This is a genomic window from Serratia sp. HMSC15F11, assembly GCF_001808215.1.
Lineage (GTDB): Bacteria > Pseudomonadota > Gammaproteobacteria > Enterobacterales > Enterobacteriaceae > Serratia > Serratia nevei.
Genome location: NZ_KV792399.1, coordinates 126,988 through 142,213 on the forward strand (window position 1 = coordinate 126,988; position 15,226 = coordinate 142,213).

Consider the following 15,226-nt stretch of genomic DNA (forward strand, 5'->3'; position numbering starts at 1 on the left):
CAAAGCGGCGCTCAAAATTTTATAAATGCTTTTTCTTGGCGAAAATCACGCGCGCCAGGATATTCAGTAACAGTACGCACAGGGTGATCAACAACACCCCGGCCCAGGCCAGCTGTTGCCATTCGGCGAACGGGCTCATGGCGAATTTGAAGATGGTCACCGGCAGGTTGGCGATCGGCTGCATCAGGTCGGTGCTCCAGAACTGGTTCGACAGCGAGGTGAACAGCAGCGGCGCGGTTTCCCCCGCGATGCGCGCAATCGCCAGCAGCACGCCGGTGATGATGCCGGATACCGACGCCTTCAGCGTGATGGCGGAAATCATGCGCCATTTCGGCGTACCCAGGGCGTACGCGGCCTCGCGCAGCGTATCCGGTACCAGTTTCAGCATGTTCTCGGTGGTGCGAATGACGATCGGCACCTGCAGCAGCGCCAGCGCCACGATGCCGGCCCAGCCGGAGAAGTGTTCCATCTTCGCCACCACGATGGTGTAAACGAACAGACCCACCACGATAGACGGTGCGGACAGCAGGATATCGTTGATAAAGCGGATCACTTCCGCCAGCCAGGATTTACGGCCGTATTCCGCCAGGTAGATGCCGGCCATGATGCCCAGCGGCGTACCGAAGAGGGTCGCCCACAGGATCAACAGGCCGCTGCCGGCGATGGCGTTGGCCAAGCCGCCGCCCGCGGTATTCGGTGGCGGGGTCATTTCGGTGAACAGCGCCAGCGACATGCCGTCGAAGCCTTTGGTAACGGTGGCGATCAGGATCCAGATCAGCCAGAACAGCCCGAACGCCATGGTCGCCATCGACAGGAACAGCGCGAGGCGGTTTTTCTGCCGGCGCCAGGCCTGCATTTTGCGGCGGCTTTCCGCCAGAACGACTGCGTTTTGCATATCCATCGTCGCCATGTTAACGCCCCTCATTCTTGGCCAGACGCATGATCATCAGTTTCGACAGCGCCAGCACGATAAAGGTGATAACAAACAGAATCAGGCCCAGTTCCATCAACGCGGCGGTGTGCACGCCGGACTCGGCTTCGGCGAATTCGTTGGCCAGCGCCGAGGTGATGCTGTTGCCCGGCATGTACAGCGAAGCGCTGTCGAGCTGGTAGGTGTTACCGATGATAAAGGTCACCGCCATGGTTTCCCCCAGCGCGCGGCCCAGGCCCAACATCACGCCGCCGATGACGCCGTTTTTGGTGAACGGCAGCACGATGCGCCAGATGACTTCCCAGGTGGTGCAGCCGATGCCGTAGGCCGACTCTTTCATCATCACCGGCGTCTGTTCGAACACGTCGCGCATGACCGCGGCGATGTAAGGAATGATCATGATCGCCAGGATCACCCCGGCGGCCAGAATGCCGATGCCGAAGGCCGGGCCGGAGAACAGCTCGCCGACGATCGGAATGCCCGACAGCACTTCGCCCACCGGCGTCTGGAAGTATTCGGCGAACAGCGGGGCGAACACGAACAGGCCCCACATGCCGTAGACGATGCTCGGGATGGCCGCCAGCAGCTCAATGGCGATGCCCAGCGGCCGCTTCAACCAGTTCGGCGCCAGTTCGGTCAGGAACAGCGCGATGCCGAAACTTACCGGCACGGCGATGATCAGCGCGATAAGCGAGGTGACCACGGTACCGTAGATCGGCACCAGCGCGCCGAACTGCTCCGCCGGCGCGTCCCACTCTTTGGTCCACAGGAAAGCGAAGCCGAATTTCTGCATGCTTGGCCAGGAGGCGAAGATCAGCGAAACGATAATGCCGCCCAGCAACAATAGGGTAATCAGCGCCGCCAGTCTCACCAGCGCGCTGAAAATGATGTCACCGTTTTTGCCCGGTGCTTTGATGGTCGGCTTGTACTCAGCCATAGATTACTCTCTGTTTGAACCCTGGCAGCCCCAACCGAGATCGGAGCCTGAAGAACTGTGTGGGGCGCGGCGAACCCGCGCCCCTGCGTTGTTAGTACAGCGCTTTACCTGAACTGTCTTTTACGTTGGTTTTCCAGGCTGCGCGCACCTGCTCAACCACTTCTTTCGGCAGGGTGGCGTAATCCAGCTCGTTAGCCTGTTTGCCACCGGTTTTGTAAGCCCAGTCGAAGAACTTCAGCACTTCGGCACCCTGAGCAGGGTTTTTCTGCTCTTTGTGCACCAGGATGAAGGTAGTGGAGGTGATTGGCCACACGTTGTCGCCTTTCTGGTCTGTCAGATCCTGAGCGAAGGTCTTGCTCCAATCCACGCCTTTGGCCGCGTTGCTGAAGCTTTCTTCGGTCGGGCTGACCGGTTTGCCGTCGGCGGAAACCAGCTTGGTGTAAGCCAGGTTGTTCTGCTTGGCGTAAGCGTATTCTACGTAGCCGATAGAGCCTGGCAGACGCTGAACGAAGGCGGCGATGCCGTCGTTGCCTTTGCCGCCCAGACCGGTCGGCCAGTTAACGGTAGAACCGGCGCCAATCTTTTCTTTCCACTGCGCGTTGGCCTTGGACAAGTAGCTGGTGAACACGAACGAGGTGCCGGAACCATCGGCGCGGCGCACCACGGCGATGTTCTGGTCAGGCAGTTTCACGCCTGGGTTCAGCTTGGTGATAGCCGGGTCGTTCCATTTTTTGACGTTGCCCAGGTAGATATCGCCCAGGGTTTTACCGTCCAGAGTCAGTTCGCCGGATTTAATGCCCGGGATATTCACGGCCAGCACCACGCCGCCAATCACGGTCGGGAACTGGAACAGGCCGTCGGCCGCCAGCTTGTCGTCAGACAGCGGGGCGTCGGAGGCGCCAAAGTCAACGGTGTTGGCCACGATTTGCTTCACGCCGCCAGAGGAGCCGATGCCCTGATAGTTAACTTTGTTGCCGGTTTCTTTCTGATAAGAATCTGCCCACTTGGCGTAAACCGGAGCGGGGAATGTCGCACCTGCACCGGTCAGGCTGGCAGCAGCGAACGCGGACACGGCGGTCAGGGAGAAGGTCGCTGCCACAATACTGGCGACGGTGGTACGCATCAGTTTCATAATCCCTCCTAATGGGATATTTAAAAGCGACTTCGAGTCGTTTTAATCAGAGTAAGTATTGCTGCAGGAGGGAAAATAGGACAGTTTGGTGACAGAAAAATGTACGTAATATGACAGTTATATTACAGTGCATTTGAGTGGTGATGTTTTATATAAAAATCAATTCGTTAAATCAAAAACAGCGCAATTGCCAAGCAATAAAAAAACCGTTTGTCCACGCCCTATCCGCTTGAATATGACAACGTTTATCCCTGAATCGGCGCCGCTGTCATCTTTCGCGTTGCTCATGAAAAAAGCCGGCGCTAAGGCCGGCTTTTGCAGTTTACCTGCGGCAGATTACTCTACGGTGACAGACTTCGCCAGGTTGCGCGGCTGGTCAACGTCGGTGCCTTTGATCAGCGCCACGTGGTAAGACAGCAGCTGCAACGGCACGGTGTAGAAGATCGGCGCCACGATGTCCTCGACGTGCGGCAGAGGAATGATGGTCATGCCTTCGCTGCTGACGAAGCCGGCGCCCTGATCGGCGAACACATACAGCTGGCCGCCGCGCGCGCGCACTTCTTCAATGTTGGACTTCAGCTTTTCCAGCAGTTCGTTGTTCGGCGCCACCACAATCACCGGCATATCGGCGTCGATCAGCGCCAGCGGGCCGTGTTTCAGCTCGCCCGCCGCATAAGCTTCGGCATGAATATAGGAGATCTCTTTCAGCTTCAGCGCCCCTTCCATGGCGATCGGATACTGATCGCCGCGGCCGAGGAACAACGCATGGTGCTTGTCGGAGAAGCCTTCCGCCAGCGCTTCGATCTCTTTATCCATCGACAGCATCTGCTCGATGCGCGCCGGCAGCGCCTGCAGGCCGTGCACGATCTCCTGCTCCACGCTTTCCGCCATGCCTTTCAGGCGGCCCAGGCGCGCCACCAGCATCAACAGCACGGTGAGCTGCGTGGTGAAGGCCTTGGTCGAGGCTACGCCGATTTCCGTGCCGGCCTTGGTCATCAAGGCCAGATCGGATTCGCGCACCAGCGAAGAGCCCGCAACGTTACAAACGGCCAGCGAACCGAGATAACCCAGCTCTTTGGACAGGCGCAGCGCCGCCAGGGTATCGGCGGTTTCGCCTGACTGCGACAGGGTGATGATCAGGCTGCCCGGACGCACCGCCGATTTGCGGTAACGGAACTCGGAGGCGATCTCGACGTCGCACGGCACGCCGACCAGCGCTTCGAACCAATAACGCGCCACCATACCTGAGTGGTAAGAAGTGCCACAGGCGATAATCTGCACGTGCTGCACCTTGGCCAACAGCTCATCGGCGCGCGAGCCCAGCTCGCTCAGGTTGATTTGGCCATGGCTGAAACGCCCTTCCAGGGTGTTTTTCAGCGCCTGCGGCTGTTCGTAGATCTCTTTTTGCATGTAGTGCCGGTAAGCGCCCTTGTCGCCGGCGTCATACTGCACCTGGGATTCGATCTCAGGGCGCTCGATGGCGTTGCCCTGCTTGTCGAAGATGTTGACGGTGCGGCGAGTCACTTCCACCACGTCGCCTTCTTCCAGGAAGATGAAGCGGCGGGTGACCGGCAGCAGCGCCAGTTGATCGGAAGCGATGAAGTTTTCCCCGACGCCGCGGCCGATAACCAACGGGCTGCCGGAGCGCGCAGCGACCAATACGCTAGGATCGCGGCTGTCCATCACCACAGTGCCGTAAGCGCCGCGCAGTTGTGGGATCACGCGCTGAACCACTTCCAGCAGCGTACCGCCTTGCTGTTGTTCCCAGTGCACCAGGTGCGCAATCACTTCGGTGTCGGTTTCGGAGCTGAAGCGATAACCGCGTTCGATCAGCAGTTCGCGCAGCGGTTCGTGGTTTTCGATGATGCCGTTATGCACCACGGTAATGTAGTCGGAAACATGCGGGTGCGCGTTCGCCTCGGTCGGTTCACCGTGCGTTGCCCAACGGGTGTGAGCGATGCCGGTACCACCGTGCAGATCGGTCTGCTCCGCCGCTTCGGCCAGTTTTTGCACCTTGCCTACGCGACGCAGACGACTGACGTTGCCTTTTTCGTCGACCACCGCCAGACCGGCGGAGTCATAACCGCGGTACTCAAGACGACGTAAACCTTCCAACAGGATTTCTGCGATATCACGTTGCGCTACTGCGCCTACAATTCCACACATCAGTTATATTCCTAATGAACGCCCTTCATGGACGCTTTCGATGCCTTGACCTGATTTTTGCCGGTTTTTACCGTGCGCCCCCCGAGCCTGTAGATGGTGGGGGTTATTATGTTTTGTATTGGGCTCGTGAACGGAGCCCAACGCAAAACACACTATGACTTCTTCTTCACCGGACGTTGCCAGCCCTGAATGTGCACCTGCTTGACGCGGCTCAGCACCAGTTCGTTCTCGGCGATATCGCGCGTCACCGTCGTGCCGGCGGCGATGGTGGAGCCTTTACCGACCGACACCGGTGCCACCAGCTGAGTATCGGAACCGACGAATACGCCGTCGCCGATCACCGTCTTGTGCTTGTTGGCACCATCGTAGTTGCAGGTGATGGTGCCGGCGCCGATATTCACGTCATCGCCAATTTCGGCATCGCCCAGGTAGCTGAGGTGGCCAGCCTTGGAGCCTTTGCCCAGACGCGCCTTTTTCATTTCCACGAAGTTGCCGACATGAGCCCCTGCCGCCAGCTCCGCGCCTGGGCGCAGGCGGGCAAACGGCCCCACGGTGCAGTCGGCTTCCAGCACGCTGTCTTCCAGCACGCTGTAAGGGCTGATCTCGCAGTCATCGCCAATCACGCAGTTTTTCAGCACGCAGCCGGCGCCGATTTTCACCCGGTCACCCAGCTTGACGTGACCTTCGATAATCACATTCGCATCAATAGTGATGTCGCGGCCGTGAACAAGTTCCCCACGCAGATCGAAACGCGCCGGATCCAGCAACATCACGCCGGCCAACAGCAGTTTTTCAGACTGTTCCGACTGGAATACGCGCTCCAGGGTCGCCAGCTGCAGGCGGTTGTTTACGCCTTCCACTTCGCTCAAACGCGACGGGTGCACGGTTTCGATTTTCTTGCCGTCGGCATGGGCCAACGCAATGATATCGGTGATGTAGAACTCACCCTGTGCGTTGTCGTTATTCAACATCCCCAGCCAGCGCTTCAGATCGCGCCCGTTCGCCACCAGGATGCCGGTATTGATCTCGTTAATCTGGCGCTGCGCCTCGCTGGCGTCCTTGTGTTCCACGATGCCCACCACGTTGCCCTGCTCACGCACGATACGGCCGTAACCGCTCGGATCGTCCAGCTTGACCGTCAGTAGCCCGATGCCGCCCTGCGGCTTGGCCGCCAGCAGGCGTTGCAGCGTATCCACGGAGATCAACGGCACATCGCCGTACAGCATCAGCACGTCTTCATCGTCGGCAAAGTGCGGCGCGGCCTGCTGCATCGCATGGCCGGTACCCAATTGCTCGGCCTGCAGCACCCAGTTCAGCGCGCCGTCAGTCAACGTACTCTTCAGCAGATCGCCGCCGTGGCCGTATACCAGGTGAACATGTTGCGCGCCCAGTTTCATCGCGGCATCAATGACGTGTTGCACCATCGGCTTGCCGGCCAACGGATGCAACACTTTGGGAAGATCGGAATACATGCGTGTTCCCTTGCCCGCGGCGAGGATAACCACGCTCATTGCGCTGTTCGACATAAGCAACCTGATAACTCCATTTTGATAGACGAAAGTAAAACCGTTTAGCGACGATATTACTACATATTTCTCTGCACGAACCCGGCGCAGACCGCGTGGGCCTAGGCCTGCCGCTATTGCGGCCAATTCGGCGTCGGGACGAAAAAACTGTCGGCGATCGGCGACGTTTATTTCCCGATATCAGGGGTTATACACCACACTGTCCGCCGGGCTGAAATGCTTATTTTAAAGTAAAAAAAAAGCGACCCTATAGGCCGCTTTCTTAAAGTTGGGTGCTAGGCACCCAAACATTACATCGCTTTTCTGGTGAGCTCGATAACGCGCAGTTTTGCGATCGCTTTCGCCAGTTCAGCGGATGCCTGAGCATAGTCGACATCGCCATGAGAGCTGCGAATGTGTTCTTCAGCTTTACGCTTAGCTTCCAACGCTCTCGCTTCGTCGAGGTCAGTACCACGGATAGCAGTGTCCGCCAGCACGGTAACCACGCTCGGCTGCACCTCTAGGATGCCGCCGGACAGGTAGATGAACTCTTCTTCACCGTGCTGCTTAACAATACGCACCATGCCAGGCTTGATGGCAGTCAGCAGCGGCGCATGGCCAGGGAAGATCCCCAGTTCACCTTCGCTGCCTGTCACCTGGATCTTCTGCACCAGGCCGGAAAACATCTGTTTTTCCGCGCTGACTACATCCAGATGGTAAGTCATAGCCATATCACCCTCCTCTCAAGGCGTTACAGTTTCTTGGCTTTTTCCACTGCTTCTTCAATGGTGCCAACCATGTAGAACGCCTGCTCCGGCAGGTGGTCATAGTCGCCGTCCATAATGCCTTTGAAACCACGGATGGTGTCTTTCAGCGATACGAACTTGCCCGGAGAACCGGTGAAGACTTCTGCCACGAAGAACGGCTGAGACAGGAAGCGTTGGATCTTACGCGCACGGGATACGACCAGTTTGTCTTCTTCAGACAGCTCGTCCATACCCAGGATCGCGATGATATCTTTCAGTTCCTGGTAGCGTTGCAGAATGGACTGCACGCCACGCGCTACGTCGTAGTGCTCCTGGCCAACAACCAGCGGATCCAGCTGACGGCTGGTAGAATCCAGCGGGTCAACGGCCGGGTAGATACCCAGAGAAGCGATGTTACGGCTCAGTACCACGGTTGCGTCCAAGTGCGCAAAGGTGGTGGCTGGTGACGGGTCAGTCAAGTCATCCGCAGGAACGTAAACGGCCTGTACGGAAGTGATGGAACCGGTCTTGGTCGAGGTGATACGTTCTTGCAGAACGCCCATCTCTTCCGCCAGCGTTGGCTGATAACCTACCGCGGATGGCATACGGCCCAGAAGTGCGGACACTTCGGTACCGGCCAGGGTGTAACGGTAGATGTTGTCAACGAACAGCAGAACGTCACGGCCTTCGTCACGGAACTTCTCCGCCATGGTCAGACCGGTCAACGCAACGCGCAGACGGTTACCTGGTGGCTCGTTCATCTGGCCGTAAACCAGGGATACTTTGTCCAGAACGTTGGAGTCGGTCATTTCGTGGTAGAAGTCGTTACCCTCACGAGTACGCTCGCCCACGCCCGCAAACACGGAATAACCGGAGTGCTCGATCGCGATGTTACGGATCAGCTCCATCATGTTTACGGTTTTACCCACGCCCGCACCGCCGAACAGACCGACTTTACCGCCCTTGGCGAATGGACAAATCAGGTCCATTACCTTGATACCGGTTTCCAGCAGTTCCTGGGAGCTGGACAGCTCTTCGTAGCTTGGCGCCGCGCGGTGAATCGCCCAACGCTCTTCTTCGCCGATGTCGCCTTTCATGTCGATCGGTTGACCCAATACGTTCATGATACGGCCCAGGGTAGCTTTACCCACCGGCACTTCAATCGGGTGGTCCAGGTTGTTCACTTTCAGACCGCGACGCAGACCGTCGGAGGTCCCCATTGCGATACAGCGAACCACGCCACCGCCCAGCTGTTGCTGAACTTCCAACACCAGTTTTTCGGTGCCGTTTTCTACCTCAAGGGCATCGTACACTTTTGGTACGGCATCCTGAGGGAACTCGACGTCCACCACGGCGCCGATTACCTGGATAATCTTTCCAGTAGCCATCTTGAATCCTCTACGTAATTCGTAAACCTAGCTTAAACCGCGGAGGCTCCCGAAACGATCTCGGTGAGTTCCTGAGTGATGCTGGCCTGACGCGCCTTGTTGTATACCAACTGCAGCTCTTTGATCAGGCTACCGCCGTTATCGGTTGCGGCTTTCATCGCGACCATTCGTGCGGCCTGCTCGCTGGCCAGGTTTTCCACGACGCCCTGATAAACCTGCGACTCCACATAGCGGCGCAGCAAGGTATCAAGCAGCACTTTTGGATCGGGTTCATACAGGTAATCCCAAGGCGTTTTCTTCAGCTCTTCGTCATCGGCTGGCGGTAACGGCAGCAGCTGAAGCACCTGTGGCTCTTGGGACATCGTATTAACAAATTTGTTGCTGACAATGTACAGCTTGTCCAAACGACCTTCGTCGTAGGCCTGCAGCATCACTTTCACCGGCCCGATCAGATCCGACAGGGAAGGTTTGTCCCCCATGCCGGTCACCTGGGCAACCACGTTGCCGCCCACGGAACCAAAGAAAGAGGCCGCTTTAGAGCCAATCAGCGCCAAATCGGTTTCGACGCCTTTTTCGGACCAGGCTTTCATCTCCGCCAGCAGCTTTTTGAACAGGTTGATGTTCAAGCCGCCGCAGAGACCACGGTCAGTAGACACCACCAGATACCCGACGCGCTTAACGTCACGCTCATCCAGGTACGGGTGCTTGTACTCCAGATTCCCTAACGCAAGGTGACCAATCACTTTGCGCATGGTCTCTGCATAAGGACGGCTGGCCGCCATGCGATCCTGCGATTTACGCATTTTGGAGGCGGCGACCATTTCCATCGCTTTAGTGATCTTTTGCGTGTTTTGCACGCTAGCGATCTTACTACGTATCTCTTTTGCGCCGGCCATCTCTGCTTCTCCTCAGTGCCAGACGGCCTGCTGTCTTTCAACAGCAGGACCGTTCGGCGTTACCAGGACTGGGTTTTCTTGAAGGTCTCGAGGATGTCTTTCAACTTGCCCTCGATCTCATCATTGAAGTTGCCAGTTTGGTTGATGTGGTTCAGCAGTTCGGCGTGCTCGCGGTCCGCATAGGCGACCAGCGCGGCTTCGAAGCTCACCACTTTGGCGACTTCGACGTCGTTCAGGTAACCGCGTTCTGCGGCAAACAGCACCAGAGACTGTTGTGCAACCGACATCGGCGCATACTGTTTCTGTTTCAGCAGCTCGGTCACTTTCTGACCGTGGCTCAGCTGTTTGCGGGTCGCGTCGTCCAGATCGGAGGCGAACTGGGAGAACGCAGCCAGTTCACGATACTGCGCCAGCGCGGTACGGATACCACCGGACAGTTTCTTCATGATCTTGGTCTGCGCGGCGCCACCAACACGGGATACGGAGATACCCGGGTTAACTGCCGGACGAATACCGGAGTTGAACAGGTTGGATTCCAGGAAGATCTGACCATCGGTAATCGAGATTACGTTGGTCGGAACGAACGCGGAAACGTCACCCGCCTGGGTTTCAATGATCGGCAGAGCGGTCAGTGAACCGGTTTGGCCTTTAACTTCACCTTTGGTGAAGGCTTCAACGTATTCGGCGTTAACGCGCGCTGCACGCTCCAGCAAGCGGGAGTGCAGGTAGAATACGTCGCCTGGGTAAGCTTCACGACCTGGCGGACGACGAAGCAGCAGGGAAATCTGGCGGTAAGCAACGGCCTGTTTGGACAGGTCATCGTACACGATCAGCGCATCTTCACCGCGGTCACGGAAGTATTCGCCCATTGCGCAACCGGCGTATGGCGCCAGGTATTGCAGTGCAGCGGATTCGGAAGCGGTCGCCACCACCACGATGGTGTTGGCCAGTGCGCCGTGCTCTTCCAGTTTGCGCACCACGTTAGCGATGGTGGACGCTTTCTGGCCGATAGCCACGTAAACGCATTTGATGCCGGAGTCGCGTTGGTTGATGATCGCATCGATCGCCAGCGCGGTTTTACCGGTCTGACGGTCACCGATCACCAGCTCACGCTGGCCACGGCCGATTGGAATCATGGCGTCAACGGATTTGTAGCCAGTCTGAACAGGCTGATCAACCGACTGACGCTCGATAACGCCTGGCGCGATAGCTTCTACCGGAGAGAAACCGTCGTTCTCAATCGGGCCTTTGCCGTCGATAGGTGCGCCCAGGGTGTTAACTACGCGGCCCAGCAGACCACGACCGACTGGAACTTCCAGGATACGGCCGGTGCATTTAACCTTCATGCCTTCGGCCAGATCCGCGTACGGACCCATGACCACGGCACCGACGGAGTCGCGCTCCAGGTTCAATGCGATTGCGTAACGGTTGCCAGGCAGCGCGATCATTTCGCCCTGCATAACTTCGGCCAGGCCGTGTACGCGGATGATCCCGTCGCTGACGGAAACGATAGTACCTTCATTGTGAGCTTCGCTCACTACATTGAACTGAGCAATGCGCTGCTTGATCAGTTCGCTGATTTCGGTGGAATTCAGTTGCATGCTCCAGTCCCCTTAAGACTGCAAGACGTCTGTCAGGCGTTCAAGACGACCGCGAACGCTGCCATCAATCACCATATCGCCGGCGCGAACAACGATGCCGGCCAGTACAGACTTGTCAATTTTGCAATTCAGCTTAACTTTGCGTGACAGACGTTTCTCCATCGCAGCGGCGATTTTCGCCTGCTGTTCGTCGCTCAGCGCGCTCGCAGAGAGCACTTCGACTTCGACGGTGGATTCCAGCGAGGCGCGCAGTTCGATGAACTGCTGCAGCACGGCAGGAAGAACCAGTAAACGTCCATTTTCGGCCATTACACGGATAAAGTTCTGGCCATGTTCGTCGAGCCGATCGCCACAAACCGCGATGAACGTCTTGGACAGCGTTTCTGGCGCAACCGCGCCAGACAGCAGTTCAGAGATCTGTTCATTGCGAGTGACTTCAGCAGTAAACGCCAGCATTTCCTGCCAGCGCTCTACGCTTTGGTGCTCAACGGCAAAGTCAAAAGCTGCTTTGGCGTAGGGGCGAGCTACAGTTACAAATTCAGACATCAGCCCCTCCCTCCTTACAGTTCAGCGACCAGTTTATCAACGATGTCGCTGTTAGCAGCTTCATCCACGGAACGTTCGATGATCTTCTCGGCGCCGGCAATTGCCAGCATCGCGACTTGCTTACGCAACTCTTCACGAGCGCGCTTACGTTCGGCTTCGATCTCAGCCTGAGCCTGCGCCACGATTTTGTTACGTTCCTGCTCGGCTTCGGCTTTCGCTTCATCCATGATCTGAGCTTTGCGTTTGTTCGCTTGCTCGATGATCACCTGAGCTTCTGCTTTAGCAGTTTTCAGCTGGTCGGTCGCATTGGCTTGCGCTAAGTCCAGATCTTTTTTGGCACGCTCTGCAGAAGCGAGGCCGTCAGCAATTTCTTTCTGACGTTTCTCGATGGCAGCCATGATCGGCGGCCATACGTACTTCATGCAGAACCAGACAAACAGAACGAACGCGATGGCCTGGCCGAGGATTGTTGCGTTAAGATTCACAGCACAATGCCTCTTTAAAAGTTAATAGTTTGGTTACGTCGTAGAGGGTTACTCTACTTACGCGACGGCGAACATCACGTACAGACCCAGACCTACAGCGATCATCGGGATGGCGTCGACCAGACCCATAACGATAAAGAACTGTGTACGCAGCAGAGGAATCAGGTCAGGCTGACGAGCAGCGCCTTCCAAGAATTTACCACCCAGGATGCCGATACCGATCGCAGCACCGATTGCCGCTAAACCCATCATCACAGCGGCAGCCATGTACAGCAGATCCATACTCAGGTTTTCCATGACAGTCTCCAGTTTGTTTCAGTTTAAAAGTGCAAGTGTTTTAAGAAAATCAGTGCTCTTCAGACGCCATCGACAGATAGACGATCGTCAGAACCATGAAAATAAAGGCTTGAAGCGTAATGATCAGGATGTGGAAGATAGCCCAAGGCAAGCTCAGGACCCACTGTGACCACCACGGCAACAGGCCGGCAATCAGGATGAAGATCAACTCACCCGCATACATGTTGCCGAACAGTCGCAGACCCAGTGAAACAGGTTTGGACAGCAGGCTGACACCTTCAAGAATCAGGTTGATAGGAATGAATACAGGGTGGTTGAACGGCTGCATGGTCAACTCTTTAACGAACCCGCCAACGCCTTTCATTTTGATGCTATAGAACAGAATCAGGATAAACACGCCCAGCGCCATAGACAGCGTGACGTTCACGTCGGCGGTAGGCACGACGCGCAGCGCAGGCAAACCGAGATGAGCACCGATGAACGGCAGGAAGTCCACCGGAATCAGGTCCATCAGGTTCATCAGGAACACCCAGACGAACACGGTCAGCGCCAGCGGCGCAATGACCTTGCTCTTGCCGTGGTACATGTCGCGCACGCTGCTGTCGACGAAACCGACCACCAGCTCCACGGCGGTTTGCAGTTTACCCGGCACGCCGCTGGTGGCGTTTTTGGCCACTTTGCGGAAAATAACTAGGAACAGAACCCCGAGGACGACGGAGAAAAACATCGAGTCGAGGTTAATCGACCAAAACCCAGTCCCGACCTGAAGCTGCGTCAGGTGGTGACCGATATACTCCTGTGGACTGTTGTATCCCTCTGCAGACATGATGCCTCTACCCTTTATTTAGTTAATTTCGGTAACTGTTAATCACGGCCGGTGCCACTATCTGCACCACTAACACCGCTAAATAGGTCAGGCCAAGCGGTATAAACTCCGCCTTGAACACCCCCAGCGCCACGATCAGCAAAACGATGGTGATCACGACCTTTAGCCCCTCGCCGATGGCGAACGACCAGGCAACCCTACCGGGCGCCGGCGTTTGCGCCTGGTGGCGCAAGGCAAACAGCATAAACATTGCACTCGGCAACCAGGCGGCGAGACCGCCTGCCAGCGCCGAAGCGCTCCATTCCGGGCTTTTCAGCCAGAAAGCAACGCTGATCAGAACAAAAGTCATTAACTGCAAAAACAGCAGTTTGCGTGCGACTTTCCCGCTGTAAAGGGACACAGACATGACGTTTGTTCTCTCCGTACCCCAGAGGGGGTATGCTGAGTGACGTATACAACTGTTTTTGCTGTCCTGAGTCAAGCAGCAAAAAACGAGCAAATTATACGGGGCATACCAACGAATTCAATCGATAAGTAGCGAAAAGGTGAACAATTATTTAAATTTCCCTATTCCAGCCTATTTTCACAAGAAAACGGTCGGAATAATAGGGCGCATTTAATTGTCTGATTATTCCAGCGTTGCGTTTAGAAACGCGAAGCCGATCACAGTAATGTCCCTTCCTGATTTATAGCCGATGGTCAACCAAACCGTCTTTAGCAATTTGAGCGATCAAAAAATTATATAAATCAAAACATTATCAGTTAACTGTTCAAAAACAATCCGTATACCCGATGAAAACCTTTTATTGACAAGCAGCGGGGCAATATTCCAACAGCCAATTAACATTAGCAGCAAACGCCAATCTTTCGCACATGATTGCTAACGTGACTATTTCCAAATGCAATTACTCTATTGTCGCTAATTAGCCGCGTTTTTTGTGTTAATAGAAAGTAAATTAACTAAAAAAAGCGACCAACTAATTAGCCTGCTTATCTTTCTACCTGGTACTGCCTTTAATTCACGCTTGTTTGATCAAAAGCAAACTCAGTTTGCCTTAAGAATCACCAGATGGCGTTCGCCTTCCAGTTCAGGCACCTGCAGCCGCACGATAGACTCCAGGCTAACGCCTGCCGGCAGCTGCGTCAGCTCTTCATCCGGGCGTACGCCTTTCAACGCGTAAAAACGCCCCTGCCCTTTCGCCGGCAGGTGATGGCACCAGGACAGCATATCCTGCAGCGAAGCGAACGCTCGGCTGATCACGCCATCGAACGGTGGCTCGGCCGGAAACTCCTCAACGCGGCTCTGCACCGGCTCGATATTGTTCAGGCCCAGCTCATGCTGCACCTGACGCAGGAAACGCACGCGCTTGCCCAGGCTGTCGAGCAGCGTGAAATGCGCGTCCGGGCGCACGATCGCCAGCGGAATGCCCGGCAAGCCAGGGCCGGTGCCGACATCGATAAAACGCGAGCCCTGCAGATGCGGGTTGACCACGATGCTGTCGAGGATGTGGCGCACCAGCATTTGCTGCGGATCGCGCACCGACGTGAGGTTATAAGCCTTGTTCCATTTATCCAGCATGCCGACATAGCCCAGCAGCTGCTGTTTCTGCTGATCGGGCAGCTCAATGCCTGCTGCCGCAAGCAGCGAGTCTAATTTTTTTTGCACAACGGATCCTCTGGCAGGCGCTGAACGACCAGCGGATGGTTAGCTGGCGCAATGAGGCGACTATGATAATTCAGGGCGCAAGTGATGTCAGCGGCCGTTTGGCT

The 15,226-nt window shown here is 56.3% G+C and carries 15 protein-coding genes; all 15 read right to left on the reverse strand.

The genetic code is table 11. The features are described 5' to 3' along the window. Positions 1 to 19 precede the first annotated feature (19 nt). The 15 genes from pstA to rsmG all read right to left on the reverse strand — a co-directional run bounded on the left by pstA (position 20) and on the right by rsmG (position 15,122). Complete coding sequence (gene pstA / locus HMPREF3138_RS04565) at positions 20 to 910, reverse strand: phosphate ABC transporter permease PstA (protein WP_038876032.1); 891 nt, start codon at positions 908 to 910, stop codon at positions 20 to 22. A gap of 1 nt (position 911) precedes the next feature. Beyond that, a complete protein-coding gene (gene pstC, locus HMPREF3138_RS04570) occupies positions 912 to 1,868 on the reverse strand; it encodes a phosphate ABC transporter permease PstC (RefSeq protein ID WP_004933822.1) in 957 nt (318 codons plus the stop codon). 91 nt (positions 1,869 to 1,959) lie between these two features. After that, complete coding sequence (gene pstS / locus HMPREF3138_RS04575; protein ID WP_038876034.1) at positions 1,960 to 3,000, reverse strand: phosphate ABC transporter substrate-binding protein PstS; 1,041 nt, start codon at positions 2,998 to 3,000, stop codon at positions 1,960 to 1,962. A 336-nt stretch (positions 3,001 to 3,336) separates the two neighbouring features. Continuing rightward, entirely contained in the window at positions 3,337 to 5,166 is a 1,830-nt protein-coding gene (gene glmS / locus HMPREF3138_RS04580) for a glutamine--fructose-6-phosphate transaminase (isomerizing) (RefSeq protein WP_038876036.1), read from the reverse strand. 152 nt (positions 5,167 to 5,318) lie between these two features. Next, positions 5,319 to 6,692: a bifunctional UDP-N-acetylglucosamine diphosphorylase/glucosamine-1-phosphate N-acetyltransferase GlmU gene (gene glmU / locus HMPREF3138_RS04585; protein ID WP_038876038.1), complete on the reverse strand. Its 1,374-nt coding sequence runs from the start codon at positions 6,690 to 6,692 to the stop codon at positions 5,319 to 5,321. Between the two features lie 290 nt (positions 6,693 to 6,982). After that, entirely contained in the window at positions 6,983 to 7,402 is a 420-nt protein-coding gene (locus tag HMPREF3138_RS04590; RefSeq protein ID WP_004933814.1) for a F0F1 ATP synthase subunit epsilon, read from the reverse strand. Between the two features lie 20 nt (positions 7,403 to 7,422). Beyond that, positions 7,423 to 8,805 (reverse strand): F0F1 ATP synthase subunit beta, encoded by a 1,383-nt coding sequence (gene atpD, locus HMPREF3138_RS04595; RefSeq protein WP_004933813.1) that lies wholly within the window; start codon positions 8,803 to 8,805, stop codon positions 7,423 to 7,425. 32 nt (positions 8,806 to 8,837) lie between these two features. After that, a complete protein-coding gene (atpG, locus tag HMPREF3138_RS04600) occupies positions 8,838 to 9,701 on the reverse strand; it encodes a F0F1 ATP synthase subunit gamma (protein WP_004933811.1) in 864 nt (287 codons plus the stop codon). Between the two features lie 59 nt (positions 9,702 to 9,760). After that, on the reverse strand, positions 9,761 to 11,302 hold the full coding sequence (gene atpA, locus HMPREF3138_RS04605; protein ID WP_004933808.1) for a F0F1 ATP synthase subunit alpha: 1,542 nt from the start codon (positions 11,300 to 11,302) through the stop codon (positions 9,761 to 9,763). Between the two features lie 12 nt (positions 11,303 to 11,314). Further along, positions 11,315 to 11,848 (reverse strand): F0F1 ATP synthase subunit delta, encoded by a 534-nt coding sequence (gene atpH / locus HMPREF3138_RS04610; RefSeq protein WP_025304741.1) that lies wholly within the window; start codon positions 11,846 to 11,848, stop codon positions 11,315 to 11,317. Between the two features lie 14 nt (positions 11,849 to 11,862). Beyond that, entirely contained in the window at positions 11,863 to 12,333 is a 471-nt protein-coding gene (gene atpF, locus HMPREF3138_RS04615; protein ID WP_004933804.1) for a F0F1 ATP synthase subunit B, read from the reverse strand. A 57-nt stretch (positions 12,334 to 12,390) separates the two neighbouring features. Next, a complete protein-coding gene (atpE, locus tag HMPREF3138_RS04620) occupies positions 12,391 to 12,630 on the reverse strand; it encodes a F0F1 ATP synthase subunit C (protein ID WP_004093904.1) in 240 nt (79 codons plus the stop codon). Positions 12,631 to 12,679: 49 nt separating this feature from the next. Next, positions 12,680 to 13,456 (reverse strand): F0F1 ATP synthase subunit A, encoded by a 777-nt coding sequence (gene atpB, locus HMPREF3138_RS04625; RefSeq protein ID WP_025304740.1) that lies wholly within the window; start codon positions 13,454 to 13,456, stop codon positions 12,680 to 12,682. Between the two features lie 22 nt (positions 13,457 to 13,478). Beyond that, positions 13,479 to 13,862: a F0F1 ATP synthase subunit I gene (gene atpI / locus HMPREF3138_RS04630; protein WP_025304739.1), complete on the reverse strand. Its 384-nt coding sequence runs from the start codon at positions 13,860 to 13,862 to the stop codon at positions 13,479 to 13,481. A gap of 639 nt (positions 13,863 to 14,501) precedes the next feature. Then, positions 14,502 to 15,122 (reverse strand): 16S rRNA (guanine(527)-N(7))-methyltransferase RsmG, encoded by a 621-nt coding sequence (rsmG, locus tag HMPREF3138_RS04635; RefSeq protein ID WP_047729585.1) that lies wholly within the window; start codon positions 15,120 to 15,122, stop codon positions 14,502 to 14,504. Between the last annotated feature and the right edge of the window lie 104 nt (positions 15,123 to 15,226).

Bases quoted from the DNA above. Each gene is read 5' to 3' on its own strand.
- pstA (WP_038876032.1), bottom strand. From the start codon at position 910: ATGGCGACGATGGATATGCAAAACGCAGTCGTTCTGGCGGAAAGCCGC.
- pstC (WP_004933822.1), bottom strand. From the start codon at position 1,868: ATGGCTGAGTACAAGCCGACCATCAAAGCACCGGGCAAAAACGGTGAC.
- pstS (WP_038876034.1), bottom strand. From the start codon at position 3,000: ATGAAACTGATGCGTACCACCGTCGCCAGTATTGTGGCAGCGACCTTC.
- glmS (WP_038876036.1), bottom strand. From the start codon at position 5,166: ATGTGTGGAATTGTAGGCGCAGTAGCGCAACGTGATATCGCAGAAATC.
- glmU (WP_038876038.1), bottom strand. From the start codon at position 6,692: ATGTCGAACAGCGCAATGAGCGTGGTTATCCTCGCCGCGGGCAAGGGA.
- HMPREF3138_RS04590 (WP_004933814.1), bottom strand. From the start codon at position 7,402: ATGGCTATGACTTACCATCTGGATGTAGTCAGCGCGGAAAAACAGATG.
- atpD (WP_004933813.1), bottom strand. From the start codon at position 8,805: ATGGCTACTGGAAAGATTATCCAGGTAATCGGCGCCGTGGTGGACGTC.
- atpG (WP_004933811.1), bottom strand. From the start codon at position 9,701: ATGGCCGGCGCAAAAGAGATACGTAGTAAGATCGCTAGCGTGCAAAAC.
- atpA (WP_004933808.1), bottom strand. From the start codon at position 11,302: ATGCAACTGAATTCCACCGAAATCAGCGAACTGATCAAGCAGCGCATT.
- atpH (WP_025304741.1), bottom strand. From the start codon at position 11,848: ATGTCTGAATTTGTAACTGTAGCTCGCCCCTACGCCAAAGCAGCTTTT.
- atpE (WP_004093904.1), bottom strand. From the start codon at position 12,630: ATGGAAAACCTGAGTATGGATCTGCTGTACATGGCTGCCGCTGTGATG.
- atpB (WP_025304740.1), bottom strand. From the start codon at position 13,456: ATGTCTGCAGAGGGATACAACAGTCCACAGGAGTATATCGGTCACCAC.
- atpI (WP_025304739.1), bottom strand. From the start codon at position 13,862: ATGTCTGTGTCCCTTTACAGCGGGAAAGTCGCACGCAAACTGCTGTTT.